The organism is Bradyrhizobium septentrionale, assembly GCF_011516645.4.
In the GTDB taxonomy this organism is placed as follows: Bacteria; Pseudomonadota; Alphaproteobacteria; order Rhizobiales; family Xanthobacteraceae; genus Bradyrhizobium; species Bradyrhizobium septentrionale.
In genome coordinates, this window is record NZ_CP088285.1 from 3,276,766 (window position 1) to 3,293,141 (window position 16,376).

The 16,376-nt window shown below is 66.0% G+C and carries 14 protein-coding genes; 12 read left to right on the forward strand and 2 right to left on the reverse strand.

The genetic code is table 11. From position 1 onward, the window contains the following. Positions 1 to 99 precede the first annotated feature (99 nt). Positions 100 to 2,904 carry a [protein-PII] uridylyltransferase gene (locus HAP48_RS17285; RefSeq protein ID WP_166212294.1) on the reverse strand — a complete coding sequence of 935 codons (2,805 nt, stop codon included), beginning with the start codon at positions 2,902 to 2,904 and terminating at the stop codon, positions 100 to 102. 197 nt (positions 2,905 to 3,101) lie between these two features. Between HAP48_RS17285 and HAP48_RS17290 the strand changes: the two genes are divergently transcribed. The 5 genes from HAP48_RS17290 to HAP48_RS17310 all read left to right on the forward strand — a co-directional run bounded on the left by HAP48_RS17290 (position 3,102) and on the right by HAP48_RS17310 (position 7,442). Next, complete coding sequence (locus tag HAP48_RS17290; RefSeq protein ID WP_166212291.1) at positions 3,102 to 4,076, forward strand: aliphatic sulfonate ABC transporter substrate-binding protein; 975 nt, start codon at positions 3,102 to 3,104, stop codon at positions 4,074 to 4,076. Positions 4,077 to 4,292: 216 nt separating this feature from the next. Then, positions 4,293 to 5,129 carry an ABC transporter permease gene (locus HAP48_RS17295; protein WP_166216308.1) on the forward strand — a complete coding sequence of 279 codons (837 nt, stop codon included), beginning with the start codon at positions 4,293 to 4,295 and terminating at the stop codon, positions 5,127 to 5,129. Further along, positions 5,129 to 5,914, forward strand: a complete 786-nt coding sequence (locus tag HAP48_RS17300; protein WP_166212288.1) for an ABC transporter ATP-binding protein — start codon at positions 5,129 to 5,131, stop codon at positions 5,912 to 5,914. Before HAP48_RS17295 ends, HAP48_RS17300 begins: the two co-directional genes overlap by 1 nt. A gap of 56 nt (positions 5,915 to 5,970) precedes the next feature. Beyond that, positions 5,971 to 6,480 carry an OsmC family protein gene (locus tag HAP48_RS17305; protein WP_166212285.1) on the forward strand — a complete coding sequence of 170 codons (510 nt, stop codon included), beginning with the start codon at positions 5,971 to 5,973 and terminating at the stop codon, positions 6,478 to 6,480. A 140-nt stretch (positions 6,481 to 6,620) separates the two neighbouring features. Further along, complete coding sequence (locus HAP48_RS17310) at positions 6,621 to 7,442, forward strand: hypothetical protein (protein ID WP_166212282.1); 822 nt, start codon at positions 6,621 to 6,623, stop codon at positions 7,440 to 7,442. A 232-nt stretch (positions 7,443 to 7,674) separates the two neighbouring features. On the opposite strand, the gene mutS is transcribed toward HAP48_RS17310, so the two are convergent. Then, positions 7,675 to 10,401 carry a DNA mismatch repair protein MutS gene (gene mutS / locus HAP48_RS17315; protein ID WP_166212279.1) on the reverse strand — a complete coding sequence of 909 codons (2,727 nt, stop codon included), beginning with the start codon at positions 10,399 to 10,401 and terminating at the stop codon, positions 7,675 to 7,677. A 214-nt stretch (positions 10,402 to 10,615) separates the two neighbouring features. On the opposite strand from mutS, the gene pcaF reads away from it, so the two are divergent. The 7 genes from pcaF to HAP48_RS17350 all read left to right on the forward strand — a co-directional run bounded on the left by pcaF (position 10,616) and on the right by HAP48_RS17350 (position 16,251). Then, positions 10,616 to 11,824 (forward strand): 3-oxoadipyl-CoA thiolase, encoded by a 1,209-nt coding sequence (gene pcaF, locus HAP48_RS17320; protein WP_166212276.1) that lies wholly within the window; start codon positions 10,616 to 10,618, stop codon positions 11,822 to 11,824. 105 nt (positions 11,825 to 11,929) lie between these two features. After that, entirely contained in the window at positions 11,930 to 12,631 is a 702-nt protein-coding gene (gene pcaH, locus HAP48_RS17325) for a protocatechuate 3,4-dioxygenase subunit beta (RefSeq protein ID WP_166212273.1), read from the forward strand. 1 nt (position 12,632) lies between these two features. Then, a complete protein-coding gene (pcaG, locus tag HAP48_RS17330) occupies positions 12,633 to 13,235 on the forward strand; it encodes a protocatechuate 3,4-dioxygenase subunit alpha (RefSeq protein WP_166212270.1) in 603 nt (200 codons plus the stop codon). Between the two features lie 159 nt (positions 13,236 to 13,394). After that, positions 13,395 to 13,718 carry an ArsR/SmtB family transcription factor gene (locus tag HAP48_RS17335; protein ID WP_166212267.1) on the forward strand — a complete coding sequence of 108 codons (324 nt, stop codon included), beginning with the start codon at positions 13,395 to 13,397 and terminating at the stop codon, positions 13,716 to 13,718. Positions 13,719 to 13,727: 9 nt separating this feature from the next. Then, entirely contained in the window at positions 13,728 to 14,192 is a 465-nt protein-coding gene (locus HAP48_RS17340; protein WP_166212264.1) for an SRPBCC domain-containing protein, read from the forward strand. Between the two features lie 21 nt (positions 14,193 to 14,213). Beyond that, the gene (locus tag HAP48_RS17345; protein ID WP_166212261.1) at positions 14,214 to 15,065 is read left to right on the forward strand and encodes a shikimate dehydrogenase; all 852 of its coding nucleotides are present in this window, start codon (positions 14,214 to 14,216) and stop codon (positions 15,063 to 15,065) included. 16 nt (positions 15,066 to 15,081) lie between these two features. Then, complete coding sequence (locus HAP48_RS17350; RefSeq protein WP_166212258.1) at positions 15,082 to 16,251, forward strand: Gfo/Idh/MocA family protein; 1,170 nt, start codon at positions 15,082 to 15,084, stop codon at positions 16,249 to 16,251. The last annotated feature ends 125 nt before the right edge of the window (positions 16,252 to 16,376 follow it).

Here is a 16,376-nt window from a genome sequence, read left to right on the forward strand (position 1 = left end):
CCCGCGGGTTGGGTTCTCACGCGGTGCGAGCGTGGCCGTCGATCCTTCGAGACGGCCGCTGCGCGGCCTCCTCAGGATGACGGGTCTTGCATGCTCACCCTACGCATTGATCTGCGCCGCGGGCTTCGCGGCCTGGTCCTCGCTCGCGAGCAGATGCAGCAGTGCGCTCTTGATCGCGGCCTGCCGGGTCGGCGCCGTGATCTGGGCGCCGAGCAGGTCGGTGACATAGAACACATCGCGGGCGCGTTCGCCGAAGGTCGCGACATGGGCGGAGGCGATGTTGAGGTTGAGCTTCGAGATCGCGGTGGTGAGCTGATAGAGCAGGCCGGGGCGGTCGAGGCCGGAGACCTCGATCACGGTGTAGCGGTCGGACCACTGGTTGTTGATGGTCACCTCAGGCTCGACGATGAACGGTCGCGTCTTGCTGCGCACCGCGCGTTTCGCCACCGCCTCGGGCAGCCGCAGCTTGCCTTCCAGCACGTGCTCGATCATCTCGCCGATCCGCGTCGCGCGGCGGCCCTCGTCCTCGTCGCGGTCGTATTCGCGCGAGATCGAGATGGTGTCGAGCGCGCGGCCGTCGGTCGTGGTGTAGATCTGCGCGTCGACGATGTTGGCGCCGGCCGACGCACAGGCGCCGGCGATGATCGACAGCAGCCAGGGATGGTCGGTCGCCAGAATCGTCAGCTCGGTGACGGCGCGGATCTCGTCGAATCCGACATTGATCGCGAGCTTGTGGCCGGCCTGCTCGCTGGCGCGGATGAAGCGTGCCTGGCGGATCTTGCGTGGCAGCTCGACCTTGAGCCAGTAGGCCGGGTAGTGCCGGCCGATATAGGCGTTGAGCTCCGCCTCCGGCCATTCGGTGAAGGCGCGGCGAAATTCGGCCTGCGCCACCGCGATGCGCTGGGCGCGGTTGACCTCCGAGAAGCCGCCGGTCAGCACCGGCTCGGTCTCGTAATACAGCGTGCGCAACAGCTGCGCCTTCCAGCCGTTCCAGACACCGGGGCCGACGCCGCGGATGTCGGCGGTGGTCAGGATCGTCAGCAGCTTCATCTGCTCGACCGACTGCACCACGGCGGCGAAATTCTCGATGGTCTTGCGGTCCGACAGGTCGCGCGATTGCGCCACCGTCGACATCGTCAGGTGCTCCTCGATCAGCCACGCCACCAGTTCGGTGTCGGCGGCGGAGAAGCCGAGCCGCGGGCACAGCCGCCGCGCCACCTTGGCGCCGGCGATCGAGTGATCCTCGGGCCTGCCCTTGGCGATATCGTGCAACAGCGTCGCGATATAGATCACCGGGCGGTGCTCGGGCTGGATCTTGCGGAACAGGTCGCTGGCGACCGTGAACTCCTCGTTGCCGCCGCGCTCGATGTCCTGCAGGTAGCCGATGCAGCGGATCAGATGCTCGTCCACCGTGTAGTGGTGGTACATGTTGAACTGCATCATCGACACGATCTTGCCGAAGGCGCGGATGAAATGGCCGAGCACGCCGGTCTCGTTCATCCGCCGCAGCACGGTCTCCGCATTGTCGGAGGTCAGGATCTCCATGAACAGGCGGTTGGCTTCGTCGTTCTCGCGCAGCTGGGTGTTGATCAGCTTCAGCGAGCGCGTCACCGTGCGCATCGCGTCGGGATGGAAGGCGAGGCTGTTCTGCTGCGCGAGGCGGAAGATCCGGATGAGATTGACCGGATCGTGCTTGAAGACATCGGGCGCGGCGAGGTTGATGCGGTTGTTGTCGACGATGAAGTCGTCGCTGCCCGCCACCCGCCGCCGCTTGGTGCCGGGCCGGAACCGCGCCACCATCCGGCTCAGCACCGGCGCCGGTTTGTTGTGCTCCTCCTCGAGCTTGGCGCACAGGATCGCGGTGAGGTCGCCGACGTCTTTTGCGATCAGGAAGTAGTGCTTCATGAAGCGCTCGACGTCCTGCATGCCGGGATGCGAGGTATAGCCGAGTCTAACAGCGATCTCGCGCTGCATGTCGAATGACAGCCGCTCCTCGGCGCGTCCGGCGAAGAAGTGCAGGTTGCAGCGCACCGACCACAGGAAGTCGGCGCAGCGGCGGAAGGTGCGGTACTCCTGCGCGTCGAACACGCCGCGCTCGAGCAGCTCATCCGTCTCGCGCACGCGGTAGACGTATTTGGCGATCCAGAACAGCGTGTGCAGGTCGCGCAGGCCGCCCTTGCCGTCCTTGACGTTGGGCTCGACCAGATAGCGCGACTGGCCGCCGCGGCGGTGCCGCTCCTCGCGCTCGGCGAGTTTGGCGGTGACGAATTCCGATGCGGTGCCCTGCACCACTTCCTTGTCGAAGCGCTCGACCAGTTCGTCATAGAGCGGCTGGTCGCCGGTCAGGAACCTGGTTTCCAGGATCGCGGTGCGGATCGTCATGTCGCCGCGCGCCTGGCGGATCGATTCATCGACCGAGCGGGTAGCGTGGCCGACCTTCAGCCCCATGTCCCACAAGCAATAGAGGATGGCTTCGGCGACCTGCTCGCCCCAGGCGGTCTGCTTGTAGGGCAGGATGAACAGCAGATCGATGTCGGATTCCGGCGCCATCAGCCCGCGGCCATAACCGCCGGTCGCGACCACGGCCATGCGCTCGGCGCCCGAGGGGATCGGCGAGTGATAGAGATGCCGGGTCGCCGCCGCATAGAGGATGCGGATGATCTCGTCCTGCACGAAACAGAGCCGTTCGGCGCAGCGGCGGCCGTGGCGATCCTTCAAGAGAAGCGCCTGCGCCGTGGCGCGCGCCGCGATCAGTTCGGCCTTGAGCAGCTGCGCCATCGCGGCGCGGAACTGGTCCTCGCGGCCGGCATGTTGCTCGGCGAGCGCGTTGACCGCCGCGGTGATCCGCACGGTCTCGAAACGATCATCCGCTTCAGCGCGGTCGTCGGCTACGATGCTGTCCATACGTCCATCCGATATCGGACGAAGCCGTTGCTGTCACTGACCAAAGTATAACGACAGCAGCTCCATGCTCCCTCAACGGCGCTGCGGGCAAGTCGTTCTCGCACCATCTCATAAAGGGTAGAGATTTTCTCGTTGACCGCAAGGCTAACTCATTGAAATAAAAGATTGTTTCTTAATCGTCTCGAGGAGATCGACGAATGCAGAAATTTTCCCGGCGCGCCTTCGCTGCGCTGCTCGCGGTCTCGACATTGGTGCCCGGCGCGGCGCTTGCCGCCGACGCGCCAAAGGAGATCCGGATCGACTGGGCGACCTACAATCCGGTGTCGATGGTCCTCAAGCAGAAGGGCCTGCTGGAGAAGGAGTTCGCCAAGGACGGCATCAGCATTGTCTGGGTGCAGTCGGCCGGCTCCAACAAGGCGCTCGAATTCCTCAATGCCGGTTCGATCGATCTCGGTTCGACCGCGGGCTCGGCGGCGCTGGTTGCCAGGATCAACGGCAACCCGATCAAGTCGATCTATGTCTATTCGCGGCCCGAATGGACCGCGCTGGTCACCGGCAAGGATTCCAAAATCGCCTCGGTCGCCGACCTGAAGGGCAAGCGCGTCGCGGTGACGCGTGGGACCGATCCGCATATCTTCCTGGTCCGCGCGCTGCTCGGCGCCGGCCTCACCGAAAAGGACATCACGCCGGTGCTGTTGCAGCACGCCGACGGCAAGACCGCGCTGATCCGCGGCGACGTCGACGCCTGGGCTGGCCTCGACCCGATGATGGCGCAGGCCGAGGTCGAGGACGGCGCAAAACTGTTCTACCGCAAGGCCGACGCCAACACCTGGGGCATCCTCAATGTGCGCGAGCAGTTCTTGAAGGATCATCCGGATATCGTCCGCCGCGTGCTCGCAGCTTACGAGGAGGCGCGGAAATATTCGCTGGCCAACTATGACGAGCTGAAGAAGACCTTCATTGCGGTCACCAAGCTGCCGGACGCCGTGGTCGACAAGCAGCTCAAGGAGCGCACCGAGCTGACCCACAGCCGGATCGGCGCGCCGCAACGCGAATCAATTCTCGCGGCTGGTCTCGCGCTGCAGCAGGCCGGCGTGATCGACGCCAAGACCGACGTCAAAGCCGCGCTCGACAGCCTGATCGACGACCAGGTCCCGCTGCCGACCAACTAACCACCGTCGCCAAACTAGCTTCCGTCGTCCCGGCGAAAGCCGGGACCCATAACCACAGGGCTTTATTGTTGGACAAAGCTGTGGCCCCAGCTATCTCAATCACTACGTCCTGTGGTTATGGGTCCCGGGTCGCGCTTCGCTTGCCCGGGACGACGTGGGTGGAGTTGGGCCAGCCCACCTTGCAATCCCGCCGGAAGAATAGTTCTTGCTATGGCCATGACCGTTGACCTGCCCGCGCTGGAACAGACGGCCGCGCCGCGTGCGGCGCTGGCGCGGTGGCCGCGTTATGCGCGACCGGTGCTCGGGCTCGCGCTGCCGCTGGCGCTGGCGCTGAGCTGGGAACTGGTCGTCGCCCTCGGTTATTCCAACGGCCGCCTGGTCCCGCCGCCGTCAAAGGTGTTCGAGACCATCGTCGCGCTCGCCCGGAGCGGCGAGCTGTCGCGCCATATCCTTGCGACGCTGTGGCGGGTCGGCGCGGGCTTTGCGCTCGGCGTCGTGGGCGGCACCATCCTCGGTGCGATCTCCGGCTATTGGGGCCTGGCGCGCCGACTTCTTGACCCGACGGTACAAGCGCTGCGCGCGATTCCCTCGATTGCCTGGGTACCGCTGTTCATCCTGTGGCTCGGCATCTTCGAGACCTCGAAGATCGCGCTGATCGCGGTCGGCGTGTTCTTTCCGGTCTATCTCGGCGTGATGGGCGCGATTCTCTCGGTCGATCGCAAGGTCGTCGAGGTCGGCCGCGTGTTCCGCCTGTCCGGCTTTGCGATGATCCGCCGCATCCTGCTGCCCGCCGTGCTGCCGGCCTATGTGGTGTCGCTGCGGGTCGGGCTCGGCCTGGGGTGGATGTTCGTGGTCGCCGCCGAATTCATGGGGGCGTCCGAAGGGCTCGGCTATCTCCTGATCGACGGCCAGCAGCTCGGCAAGCCGGCGCAGATCCTTGCCGCGATCGTGATCTTCGCGATCCTCGGCAAGTTGACCGACTGGCTGATCGAAATCGCCACGGAGCCGCTGCTGCGCTGGCAGGATGCGTTCGGCGCGGGGGGAGGGCAGTGATGCTCGCGCTGAAGGACGTCGGCAAGACCTATCCGAACGGCGTCCACGCGCTGGAACGCTTCTCGGCGGAGATCCAACCCGGCGAGATCGTCGCCATCATCGGCGGTTCCGGTTGCGGCAAGTCGACGCTGCTGCGCGCCATCGCCGGCCTCGATCGCGCAAGCACCGGCAGCGTGATACTCGACAATGCGGCGATCACCTCGCCGCATGCCGAGATCGGCATCATCTTCCAGGAGCCGCGGCTGTTGCCTTGGCTCAGCGTCGCAGACAATATCGGCTTCGGCCTCGCCGATCTCCCGGCCGAGGCGAGGCGCGAGCGGGTCGCATCGGCGCTGGCCCGCGTCGGCCTCAGCGACAAAGCGGCCGCCTGGCCGCGCGAATTGTCCGGCGGACAGGCGCAGCGGGTCGCGATCGCCCGCGCGCTGGTGCCGCAGCCGGAAGTGCTGCTGCTCGACGAGCCGTTCTCGGCGCTCGATGCCTTCACCCGGCGTGACCTGCAGGACCATCTGCTCGATCTCTGGGCCGACACAAGGCCGACCCTGATCCTGGTCACCCATGATGTCGACGAGGCCGTGGTGCTGGCTGACCGCGTGTTGGTGATGCGGCCGCGGCCGGGCCGCCTGTTCGAGCAGATTACCATCAACCTGGCGCGGCCGCGCGACCGCAAATCGGAGCTGTTCGACACCTTCAAGCGCCGCGTGCTGACCGCGCTCGACCGCTCGCTGGACCGGCAGGTGCGTGACGTCACGGACAAATCGAGCGCCGGCGAGGCGATGTGGTGGTGACATCGGCTCGCTAAGGCCTTACATCGGAATAAAGAAGAACAGCCGGGAGCAGAACCATGGACTCCGCCGAACTCCGCGCAATGCAGGCTCCGATCAAGGAGCGCTACAAGACCGACCCCCAGGCCGCCGTGATCACGCTGAAGGCCAAAGGCTCGATCGACAATGAGAGCATCTCCTGCAAGGTCGAGACCGGCCGCGCGCTCGCGGTCGCCGGCCTGCATCCCGCCACCGGCGGCTCCGGGCTCGAGCTCTGCTCCGGCGACATGCTCTTGGAGGCGTTGGTCGCCTGCGCCGGCGTCACCTTGAAATCGGTCGCGACCGCCGTCGAGGTGCCGCTGAAAGTCGGCAATGTGTTCGCCGAGGGCGATCTCGACTTCCGCGGCACGCTCGGCGTCGACAAGGAGACCCCGGTCGGCTTCCGCGAAATCCGCCTCCGCTTCGAGATCGGCACCGACGCGCCGCAGGACAAGCTCGATCTGCTGCTGAAGCTCACCGAGCGCTATTGCGTGGTCTATCAGACCATCAAGAACGGCCCGAAGGTTTCGGTGTCGATGCAGCGGGTGTAGCGGCTTTCACCGGTGTCGTCCCGGCGAAGGCCGGGACCCATACGCCGTGTCTTCTCGATTCAAGCCCCGCTGCCCGATGGCTTTCGCTCCCCACGAATAGTCGTGGTTATGGGTCCCGGCCTTCGCCGGGACGACATTCGATGTCCCCCGAACTCCACTTCGTCCTGATCCTCGTGTTGCGCATGGCGGTTGCGGCCGCGTTCGTGGTCAGCGCATCCATCATCACGGAACGCTCGGGGCCGGTGATCGGCGCGCTGATCGCGACATTGCCGATCTCGGCCGGGCCGTCCTACACCTTCCTCGCGCTCGATCATGATGCCGCCTTCATCGCCGAGGGCGCGCTGGCGAGCCTGCCGGTCAATGCGGCCACGATCTATATGGGCCTGACCTACGCCGTGCTGGCGCAGCGCCGCAGCATGTGGATCAGCGCGGGGTCTGCGATCGCGGTGTGGCTGGTGCTCGCCACCATCATCCGCCAGTTCGGCTGGTCGCTCGCCGGCGGACTGCTCGTCAACGCGGTCACCTTTGCGATCTGCATTCCGCTGCTCAGGCCCTATCGCCACGTCGCCAAGATGCCGCTGATCGCGCGGCGCTGGTACGACATTCCGCTGCGCGCCGCGCTGGTCGCGAGCCTGGTCGGCACCGTGGTCACGGCGTCTAGCTGGGTCGGCCCGCGCGTCACCGGCGTGATGGCGCTGTTCCCGATCGTGTTCTCCTCGATGATGCTGATCCTGCATCCGCGCATTGGCGGACCTGCCACCGCCGCCGTGCTCGCCAACAGCGCCTGGGGCCTGATGGGCTTCGGCCTCGGCGTCGCCGTGCTGCATGTCGCGGTGGCGCAATTCGGCTCGCCGATCGGGCTGAGCTGCGCGCTCGCCACCTGCATCGTCTGGAATCTGGTGCTGTGGCAGATCGGGCGGAGGAAGAGCGGGAGAACGTCGAAAGCGTATGGTGCGTCTTAACCTCCCCTTGAAAAGGGGAGGTCGCTTTGCTCGCAGAGCAAAGCGGGTGGGGATCTGCTCTCTCCGCAAACAGCGTCGTCTGCGGCTGACCCCCATCCCGACCTTCCCCCTTTCAGGGGGAAGGAGAAGGGGTGATCCGTAGCCTGGATGAAGCGCAGCGCAATCCGGGGCGGTCGTGCGACGGAGAGAGCGTTCCCGGATTTCGCTTCGCAGCATCCGGGCTACGAGGCTACTACTTCGGCAGCTTCGCCCGCAGCGCATAGAGCGCATCCAGCGCCTCGCGCGGCGACATCTCGTCGGGATGTAGCGCCTTCACGGCTTCGACCAGCAGATCGGTCTCGCTTGGCGGCTTGTCCTCGGCGGCGGCGCGCGAGGGGACTGCGAACAGCGGCAAATCGTCGACCAAGGCGCGCGCGGTCTGGCCGCGGTCCTGGGCCTCGAGTTTGGCCAGCACCGATTTGGCGCGGGTGATCACGGCGGGCGGCAGGCCGGCGAGTTTTGCGACCTGGATGCCGTACGAGCGATCGGCCGAGCCCGGCAGCACCTCGTGCAGGAACACGACGTCGCCCTGCCATTCCTTGACCCGCACCGTGGCGTTGAACATCCGCGGTAGTTTGGCCGAGAGCGCCGTCAGCTCGTGGTAGTGGGTGGCAAAGAGGGTGCGGCAGCGGTTGCTCTCATGCAGGTGCTCGATCGCGGCCCAGGCGATCGACAGGCCGTCGAAGGTCGCAGTGCCGCGGCCGATCTCGTCGAGGATGACGAGCGACCGTTCGCTGGCCTGGTTCAGGATCACGGCGGTCTCGACCATCTCGACCATGAAGGTCGAGCGTCCGCGCGCCAGATCGTCGGCGGCGCCGACGCGCGAGAACAGCCGGTCGACGATGCCGAGCCGCGCCCGCGACGCCGGCACGTAGGAGCCGATCTGCGCCAACAGCGCGATTAGCGCGTTCTGGCGCAGGAAGGTCGATTTGCCGGCCATGTTCGGGCCGGTGATCAGCCAGAGCTGGCCGGATTTCTGTCCCGGCGCCGGCGACAAATCGCAGGCATTGGCGATGAACGGCTGGCCGTCGCGCTTCAGCGCCTGCTCGACCACGGGATGGCGGCCGCCCTCGATCGCAAAGCCGAGCGAGCCGTCGACGTCGGGCCGCACGTAATTGTCGTCGATCGCAAGCTTGGCCAAGGCGGTCGCGACGTCGAGCATCGCAAAGGCGTGCGCGGCGTTGCGCAGATCGTCGCTGGCGGCGAGCGCCATCGCGCTCAGGCGCTCGAAGATTTCGAGCTCGAGATTGAGCGCACGCTCGCCGGCATTGGCGATCTTCGCCTCGGTCTCGCCGAGCTCCGAGGTGGTGAAACGAACCTGCCCGGCCAGCGTCTGGCGATGGATGAAGGTCGCATTGAGCGGCGGCGCGAACAGCTTGTCGCCGTGCTGTGCGGTGACCTCGACGAAATAGCCGAGCACATTGTTGTGCCGGATCTTCAGCGTCTTGATGCCGGTGTCCTCGGCATAGCGCGCCTGCATCGCGGCGACGACGAGGCGCGAGGCGTCGCGCAAATTGCGGCTCTCGTCGAGCGCGGCCTCATAGCCCTCGCGGACGAAGCCGCCGTCGCGCTTGATCAGCGGAAGTTGTTCGGAGAGCGCGCGGGAAAATTCCTGCGCCAGATCGCGCGACGGGCGCTGCAACGCCGCCATCACGGCCGACACCTCGGCCGGCGGATTGGCAAGTTGCGCGAGCAGATCCAGCGCCTGGTCGGCGGCAAGGATGCCGTCGCGCAGGCTCGCGAGATCACGCGGGCCGCCGCGGCCGACCGAGAGCCGCGCCAGCGCGCGCGACATGTCGGGCGCCGCGCGCAGCACGGTCCTGATGTCTTCGCGCGCCGCCGAATCCGCAACGAAGGCCGTGACGGCGTCGAGCCGCCGCGCGATGACAGCCACATCGGTGAGCGGCGCGGCGAGGCGCTGCGCCAGGAGCCGCGAGCCCGCTGCGGTCACGGTGCAGTCGATCGCATCGAGCAGCGAACCGCGGCGCTCGCCGGCCAGCGTCCGCGTCAGTTCGAGATTGGCGCGGGTCGCCGGATCGATCGCCATCGTGGTGCCGGCCGCCTCGCGCGCCGGCGGTGACAGCGGCGGACGCTTGCCGACCTGGGTGCGGTCGATATAGGTGACGGCGGCGGCCGCAGCGGTCGCCTCCAGCCGCGACATCGCGGACAGGCCGTCCATGGTCGCGACCGCGAAATAGTCGCACAGCCGCCGCTCGGCAGTGGCGCCGTCGAACACATCGCGGGTCAGCGGCGTCACCGACGGCAATTCGCGCAAGGTCGGCGCAAGCTCGTTGTCGCTGTACAGCGCGTCGGTGACGATCGCCTCGTTCGGATTGATGCGCGCCAGCGTCGCCGCGAGCTCCGCCGTTGAACACTCCGTCACCATGAATTCGGAGGTCGAGATGTCGATCCAGGCAAGCCCGAGCCGGTCGGCGCCGGCCGAGCCGCGGGCGCGCGCGATCGCGATCAGATAATTGTTGGTGCGGGCGTCGAGCAGCGTGTCTTCGGTCAGCGTGCCCGGCGTCACCAGCCGGACCACGCCGCGGCGGACCACGCTCTTGTTGCCGCGGGCTTTTGCCTCGGCGGGATTTTCGGTCTGCTCGCACACCGCGACGCGATGCCCGGCGCCGATCAGGCGGTGGAGATAATCCTCGGAGCGTTCGACCGGCACGCCGCACATCGGGATGTCCATGCCCTGATGCTTGCCGCGCTTGGTCAGCACGATGCCGAGCGTCTTCGAGGCGATCTCGGCGTCCTCGAAGAACAGTTCGTAGAAATCGCCCATCCGGTAGAACAGCAACAGGCCGGGATGGGCGGCCTTTATTTCAAGATACTGTTCCATCATCGGCGTGACGCGCGACGACGCCTCGGCGGCGGGAGCGGGCTCGGGCGGAGCGGGAATGGGTTGCTGGATGGTCATGAGGAAGCGGAAACTACAAAATTTCGTCGTGCGCTCCTATCCGCGAGAGCCGGGTTTTCCACCCTCTCCACGGCCTAAGATATGACAAGACATCACGGCAATGCGCGCTTGACGCGCGTCCCGGTCAATTGACCTGCCGCGGGCACGCTCCTAAAACCCACCTCAAGTTCCAGCCGATCCGGCGCCTAAGTCGCGGCATTCAGGGAGAGATTCAATGCGTGATGTGTTCATTTGCGATGCCGTCCGGACCCCGATCGGCCGTTTCGGCGGTTCGCTCGCCAAGGTGCGCGCCGACGATCTCGCCGCGGCCCCGATCAAGGCGCTGATGGCCAAGCATCCGACGCTCGACTGGAATCAGGTCGACGAGGTCTATTTCGGTTGCGCCAACCAGGCCGGCGAGGACAACCGCAACGTCGCGCGCATGGCGCTGCTGCTCGCCGGCATGCCGGAGTCGGTTCCCGGCCAGACCCTGAACCGGCTCTGCGCCTCCGGCCTCGATGCGGTCGGTGCCGCGGGCCGCGCCATCCGCGCCGGCGAGATCGATTTTGCGATCGCGGGCGGCGTCGAATCGATGACGCGCGCGCCGTTCGTGATGGGCAAGGCGCCGGAAGCCTTCGCGCGCTCCGCCGAAATCTACGACACCACGATCGGCTGGCGCTTCATCAATCCCTTGATGAAGGCGCAGTACGGCGTCGATGCGATGCCGGAGACCGGCGAGAACGTTGCCGAGGAATTCCAGGTGTCGCGCGCCGATCAGGACGCGATGGCGATCCGTTCGCAGCAGCGCGCGGGCGCGGCGATCGCGTCGGGCTATTTCGCCGAGGAGATCGTGCCGGTCCAGGTGCCCGGCGGCAAGGCCGGCCCCATCACCGTCGACAAGGACGAGCATCCGCGTCCCGAAACCACGCTCGAAGGTCTCGCCAAGCTGAAGCCGATCGTGCGCAATCCGGGCACGGTCACCGCAGGCAACGCGTCCGGCGTCAATGACGGCGCCGCCGCGATGATCCTCGCTTCCGAAGCTGCGGTGAAGAAGCACGGCCTGACCCCGCGCGCAAAAATCCTCGGCCTCGCCTCGGCCGCAGTGCCGCCGCGCATCATGGGCATCGGCCCGGTGCCGGCGACGAGGAAGCTCGTCGAGCGTCTCGGCATCAAGGTGTCGGACTTCGACCTGATCGAGCTCAACGAAGCCTTCGCTTCGCAGGGCATCGCCGTCCTGCGTCAGCTCGGCGTCCAGGAAGATGCCGATTTCGTCAATCCGCATGGCGGCGCGATCGCGCTCGGCCATCCGCTCGGCATGAGCGGCGCGCGGCTGGTGTTGACCGCCGTGCACGGCATGGAGAAGCGGGGCGGGAAGCTTGCCTTGGCAACTATGTGTGTCGGGGTCGGCCAGGGCGTCGCGGTCGCGATCGAAAAGCTGAACTAATCCAATGGCTTGGGAGAGCTGAAAACAGCCCTTCCCCAATTTGGTTATGCATTATAATGATCTGATGTGAGCTCACGGGGCGCGTGGGCCGCGGAGGAATTCGCCATGACCTTGTTGTACCCGCTGCAATCGCTTGCGGCCCATCCGGCGCGACTGTCGCCGGATTATCGCTCCACCGTGAAGCGTTCGCCGCAAAAGCCGCTGATCCCGATGCGGCACACGCTCTCGGAGCTGACCGGGCCGGTCTACGGTCATGAGACCGTGCGCGAGCACGACAATGATCTCACCATCCAGGCGAAGGGCGAGCCGCTCGGCGAACGCATCATCGTGCACGGCTATGTGCTCGACGAGGACGGCCACGGCGTGCCGAACACGCTGGTCGAGTTGTGGCAGGCCAATGCCTGCGGCCGCTACATCCATGTCGTCGACCAGCATCCGGCGCCGCTCGATCCGAATTTCACCGGCGCCGGGCGGACGCAATCCGATGCCAAGGGCTATTACAAGTTCATCACCATCAAGCCCGGCGCCTATCCCTGGGGCAATCACCACAACGCCTGGCGGCCGGCGCATATCCACTTCTCGGTGTTCGGGCATTCCTTCGTCTCGCGTCTGGTCACGCAGATGTATTTCCCCGGCGATCCCTTGTTCCCGTTCGATCCGATCTTCAACTCGGTGACCGATGCGAAGGCGCGGGCGCGGATGATCTCTTCGTTCGATCTCGACAACACCAAGCCGGAATGGGCGCTGTGCTACCGCTTCGATATCGTGCTGCGCGGCCGCAACGCCACGCCGATGGAGACCAAGTAACGTGTCGAACCCGCGTCCTGATGGAATCACGCCCTCGCAGACGGTCGGTCCCTATTTCAAATACGGCCTGACGCCGAACGGCGAATACGAATGGAACGACGCCTTCACCAGCAACCTCTTGACGGGCGACGTCTCGGGCGAGCGCATCCGGGTCGAGGGCAAGGTCTATGACGGCGACGGCGCCGTGATCCCGGATTGCATGCTGGAGATCTGGCAGGCCGATAGCCAGGGCCGCTTCTCCGATCCGCAGGATGCGCGCGCGCTGCCCAATTCGTCCTTCAAGGGTTTTGGCCGCTGCGGCACCGACAAGAGCGGCGGTTACGCCTTCGATACCATCAAGCCCGGCGTGGTGCCCGATGCCGACGGCAAGCCGCAGGCGCCGCACATCGCGCTCGCGGTGTTCGCGCGCGGCATGCTGCTGCATCTCTACACGCGGATCTATTTCGACGACGAGGCCGGCAACGCCGCCGATTCCGTGCTGGCGCTGGTGCCCGCCGATCGCCGCGCGACACTGATTGCAAAGCGCAAGGTCGATGCGGGCGGCGTCTACACGCTCGACGTCCATCTGCAGGGCGACAACGAGACGGTGTTCTTCGACGTCTAGCCGGCTGGGACGCCTGCCGTCGCGCGCTGTCACCGGCGCGCAAATCCAGCATTGAAAAGACTGACAAATCCGTTGCGCGCATTCCCGCGGCGGATTTCATTTGACTATGCACAATTGGCTATATAACAAATTATTTATATAACGGAGACGAGATCAAGCATGGCCAACCTCGATGCCGCCTTCGCCGCGCTCGCCGATCCGACCCGCCGGGCGATCCTGGCGCGGCTCGCTCTCGGCGAGGCGACCGTGATGGAGCTGGTCGAGCCGTTCGAGATGACCCAGCCCGCGATCTCCCGCCATCTCAAAGTGCTCGAGGGCGCGGGCCTGATCGTGAAGCGGGTCGAGGGCACCAAGCGCCCGTGCCGGCTGGCGCCGACGGCAGTCGCCGAGATCGATCAATGGCTCGGCATGCTCAGGCGTGCGCTCGAAACCAATTACGACCGGCTGGACGGCGTGCTGGCCCCGATGAAGCCTGAAAAGTGAGGGGTTCACATGAGCAAGCTGACACTGACCACCGAAGGCGACCGCCATGTCGTCGTAATCAGGCGCTTCGTTGCGCCGCCCGAGGCGGTGTATCGCGCGCACACCGAGCCGGAGCTGCTGCAGAAGTGGCTGCTCGGTCCCGACGGCTGGACCATGCCGGTCTGCATCAGCGAAGCGCGGCCCGGCGGCAAGATCCGTTTCGAATGGAGCGACGGCAAGGGCCGCGGCTTCTATCAGACCGGCGAATATCTCGCGCTCGAACCGTTCAGCCGCATCGTGCATATCGGGCGCATGCATCTGCCCGACCCGACGCCCGATAACCATGTCGAGACCACGTTCGCGCCCGACGGCACCGGCACCCTCATGACATTGCGGATGACGCTGCCGGATGCCGGGGCGCGCGCGGCGATGCTCGCGACCGGCATGGAGCACGGCATGGAAGACAGCTATGCTCGGCTCGACCGCATGAGCTGAGCGCGACTGACGTGAGGGACAATGCGCGACCGTTTTCTGACTGGCCTGATTGGCTATCCGATCGCGCATTCGGCGGCGCCTGCGATGCATGAGCAGGCGGCCGCAGCGCTGGGCATCCGCGCGCACTACCAGCTGATCGAGGTCAAGGGCGCCGGGCGCGACGATCTGCGCGCGATGCTCGACGGCATCAGGCGGCTCGGCTTTGTCGGCGTCAACGTCACCTTTCCCTACAAGGAGGCGGTCGTCGAGCTGCTCGATGACCTCGCGCCGGATGCGCGCGCGATCGGCGCGGTCAACACCATCGTCGTCGATGGCGCACGGCTCGTCGGGCACAACACCGACGCGACGGGCTTTGCGCGCGCGATCGAACCGCTGCTGACGACCGCGCCGCGCGGTCCGATCGCGCTGATCGGGGCCGGTGGCGTCGGCAAGGCGATCGCGTTTGCGCTGGCTGGTCTCGGCGTCGCCGAGCTCCGGATTTTCGATGCCGATGCCGCCAAGGCCGCGCAGCTTGCGGCCCAGTTGGCGGATCGCCTTGCTGTCAGCGCCACGAGCGTCGCGGCCGCGGTGGACGGCGCCGCCGGCCTCGTCAACGCAACGCCGGTCGGCATGCTGCCAAGCCGCGACACGCCGGTGCCGGATGTGCTGCTGCGTCCCTCGATGTGGGTCGCCGACGCCGTCTACACGCCGCTCTGGACGCCGCTGCTGACCGCGGCGAAAGCCAGGGGCGCAAATGTGCTGACCGGACGCGACCTCGCGATCAACGCATCGTCGGATGCGTTCAAGCTGTTCACGGGATTGACGCCGCCGCATGGCGCGATGGCAAATGCGTTCGACGCCGCGATGGCTGCGCGCTACTCTGCATCAGCCTGAACCGCGGAGACATCAAATGACAAAAATCAGGATCGGTCTGGCCGGCTGCGGCTTCGTGTCTGAGCTGCACATGTATGCTTATCGGCGCGTCTACGGCGTCGATGTCGAGGTGAGGGCGGTCGCGGCGCGCGGCGATCATGTGAATGAGTTCGCCCGCAAGCACGGAATCCCGAACGCCTATCGCAGCTTTGCCGAGTTGGTTGCCGACCGCGAGCTTGACGTCATCGACATCTGCACGCCGCCGAACCTGCACGCCGCGATGATCGTGGAGACGATGCAGGCCGGCAAGCACGTGATCTGCGAGAAACCGTTCAGCGGCTATTTCGGGCAGCCCGGCGACAAGGCGCCGATCGGCAGGCACGTGGCGAAGGCGCTGATGTATCAGCGCGTGATGGAGGAGATGGAAAAGACCCGCGCCGCGATCAAGCGCAGCGGCAAGCTGTTCATGTATGCCGAGGACTGGATCTACGCGCCGGCGGTGACCAAGACCGCGGAGATCATCCGCGCCACGCGCGACAAGATCTTGTTCATGAAGGGCGAGGAGAGCCATTCCGGCTCGCATGCCGCGCACGCCGCAGAGTGGGCGATGACCGGCGGCGGGTCGCTGATCCGGATGGGCTGCCATCCGCTCTCGGCCGTGCTCTATCTCAAGCAGGTCGAGGCGAAAGCCCGCGGCGAGACCATCAATGTTGCCAGCGTTACCTGCGACGTGGGCAATGTCACCGCCGGCCTCAAGCCCGAGGAGCGCGCCTTCATCAAGGCCAATCCGGTCGACGTCGAGGATTGGGGCACGCTGACCGCGACCTTCTCCGACGGCACCAAGGCAACGGTGTTTTCCGGCGACATGATCATGGGCGGCGTGCGCAACCTGATCGAGACTTACACGAGCGGCGGTTCGCTGTTCGCCAACATCACGCCGAACACGCATCTGACGAGCTACCAGACATCAGAGGAGAAGCTGGCCTCGGTCTACATCACCGAGAAGGTCGATCGCAAAACCGGCTGGCAATATGTCTGTCTCGAGGAGGAATGGACCCGCGGTTATCTGCAGGAGATCCAGGATTTCATGGAATGCGTCTCAACCGGCCGCGCGCCGCTCGCCGACTTGGCGCTGGCGTATGAGACGACGAAGGTGAATTACGCTGGCTATTGGGCCGCGGATGAGGGCAGGCGGGTGGTGTTGTAACGAGCGGTGCGCTGGTTGCTGCGTGACTACTCTCGTCCCAGACTTGCCTATGCTAGACCCGTCATCCTGAGGTGCGAGCGCAGCGAGCCTCGAAGGGTGCGCGGCCCCGCTGGCGGCCGTCGATC

What these genes read in the sequence shown, in the direction of transcription:
- HAP48_RS17285 (WP_166212294.1), bottom strand. Translation starts at nt 2,904, where the DNA reads ATGGACAGCATCGTAGCCGACGACCGCGCTGAAGCGGATGATCGTTTC.
- HAP48_RS17290 (WP_166212291.1), top strand. Translation starts at nt 3,102, where the DNA reads ATGCAGAAATTTTCCCGGCGCGCCTTCGCTGCGCTGCTCGCGGTCTCG.
- HAP48_RS17295 (WP_166216308.1), top strand. Translation starts at nt 4,293, where the DNA reads ATGACCGTTGACCTGCCCGCGCTGGAACAGACGGCCGCGCCGCGTGCG.
- HAP48_RS17300 (WP_166212288.1), top strand. Translation starts at nt 5,129, where the DNA reads ATGCTCGCGCTGAAGGACGTCGGCAAGACCTATCCGAACGGCGTCCAC.
- HAP48_RS17305 (WP_166212285.1), top strand. Translation starts at nt 5,971, where the DNA reads ATGGACTCCGCCGAACTCCGCGCAATGCAGGCTCCGATCAAGGAGCGC.
- HAP48_RS17310 (WP_166212282.1), top strand. Translation starts at nt 6,621, where the DNA reads ATGTCCCCCGAACTCCACTTCGTCCTGATCCTCGTGTTGCGCATGGCG.
- mutS (WP_166212279.1), bottom strand. Translation starts at nt 10,401, where the DNA reads ATGACCATCCAGCAACCCATTCCCGCTCCGCCCGAGCCCGCTCCCGCC.
- pcaF (WP_166212276.1), top strand. Translation starts at nt 10,616, where the DNA reads ATGCGTGATGTGTTCATTTGCGATGCCGTCCGGACCCCGATCGGCCGT.
- pcaH (WP_166212273.1), top strand. Translation starts at nt 11,930, where the DNA reads ATGACCTTGTTGTACCCGCTGCAATCGCTTGCGGCCCATCCGGCGCGA.
- HAP48_RS17335 (WP_166212267.1), top strand. Translation starts at nt 13,395, where the DNA reads ATGGCCAACCTCGATGCCGCCTTCGCCGCGCTCGCCGATCCGACCCGC.
- HAP48_RS17340 (WP_166212264.1), top strand. Translation starts at nt 13,728, where the DNA reads ATGAGCAAGCTGACACTGACCACCGAAGGCGACCGCCATGTCGTCGTA.
- HAP48_RS17345 (WP_166212261.1), top strand. Translation starts at nt 14,214, where the DNA reads ATGCGCGACCGTTTTCTGACTGGCCTGATTGGCTATCCGATCGCGCAT.
- HAP48_RS17350 (WP_166212258.1), top strand. Translation starts at nt 15,082, where the DNA reads ATGACAAAAATCAGGATCGGTCTGGCCGGCTGCGGCTTCGTGTCTGAG.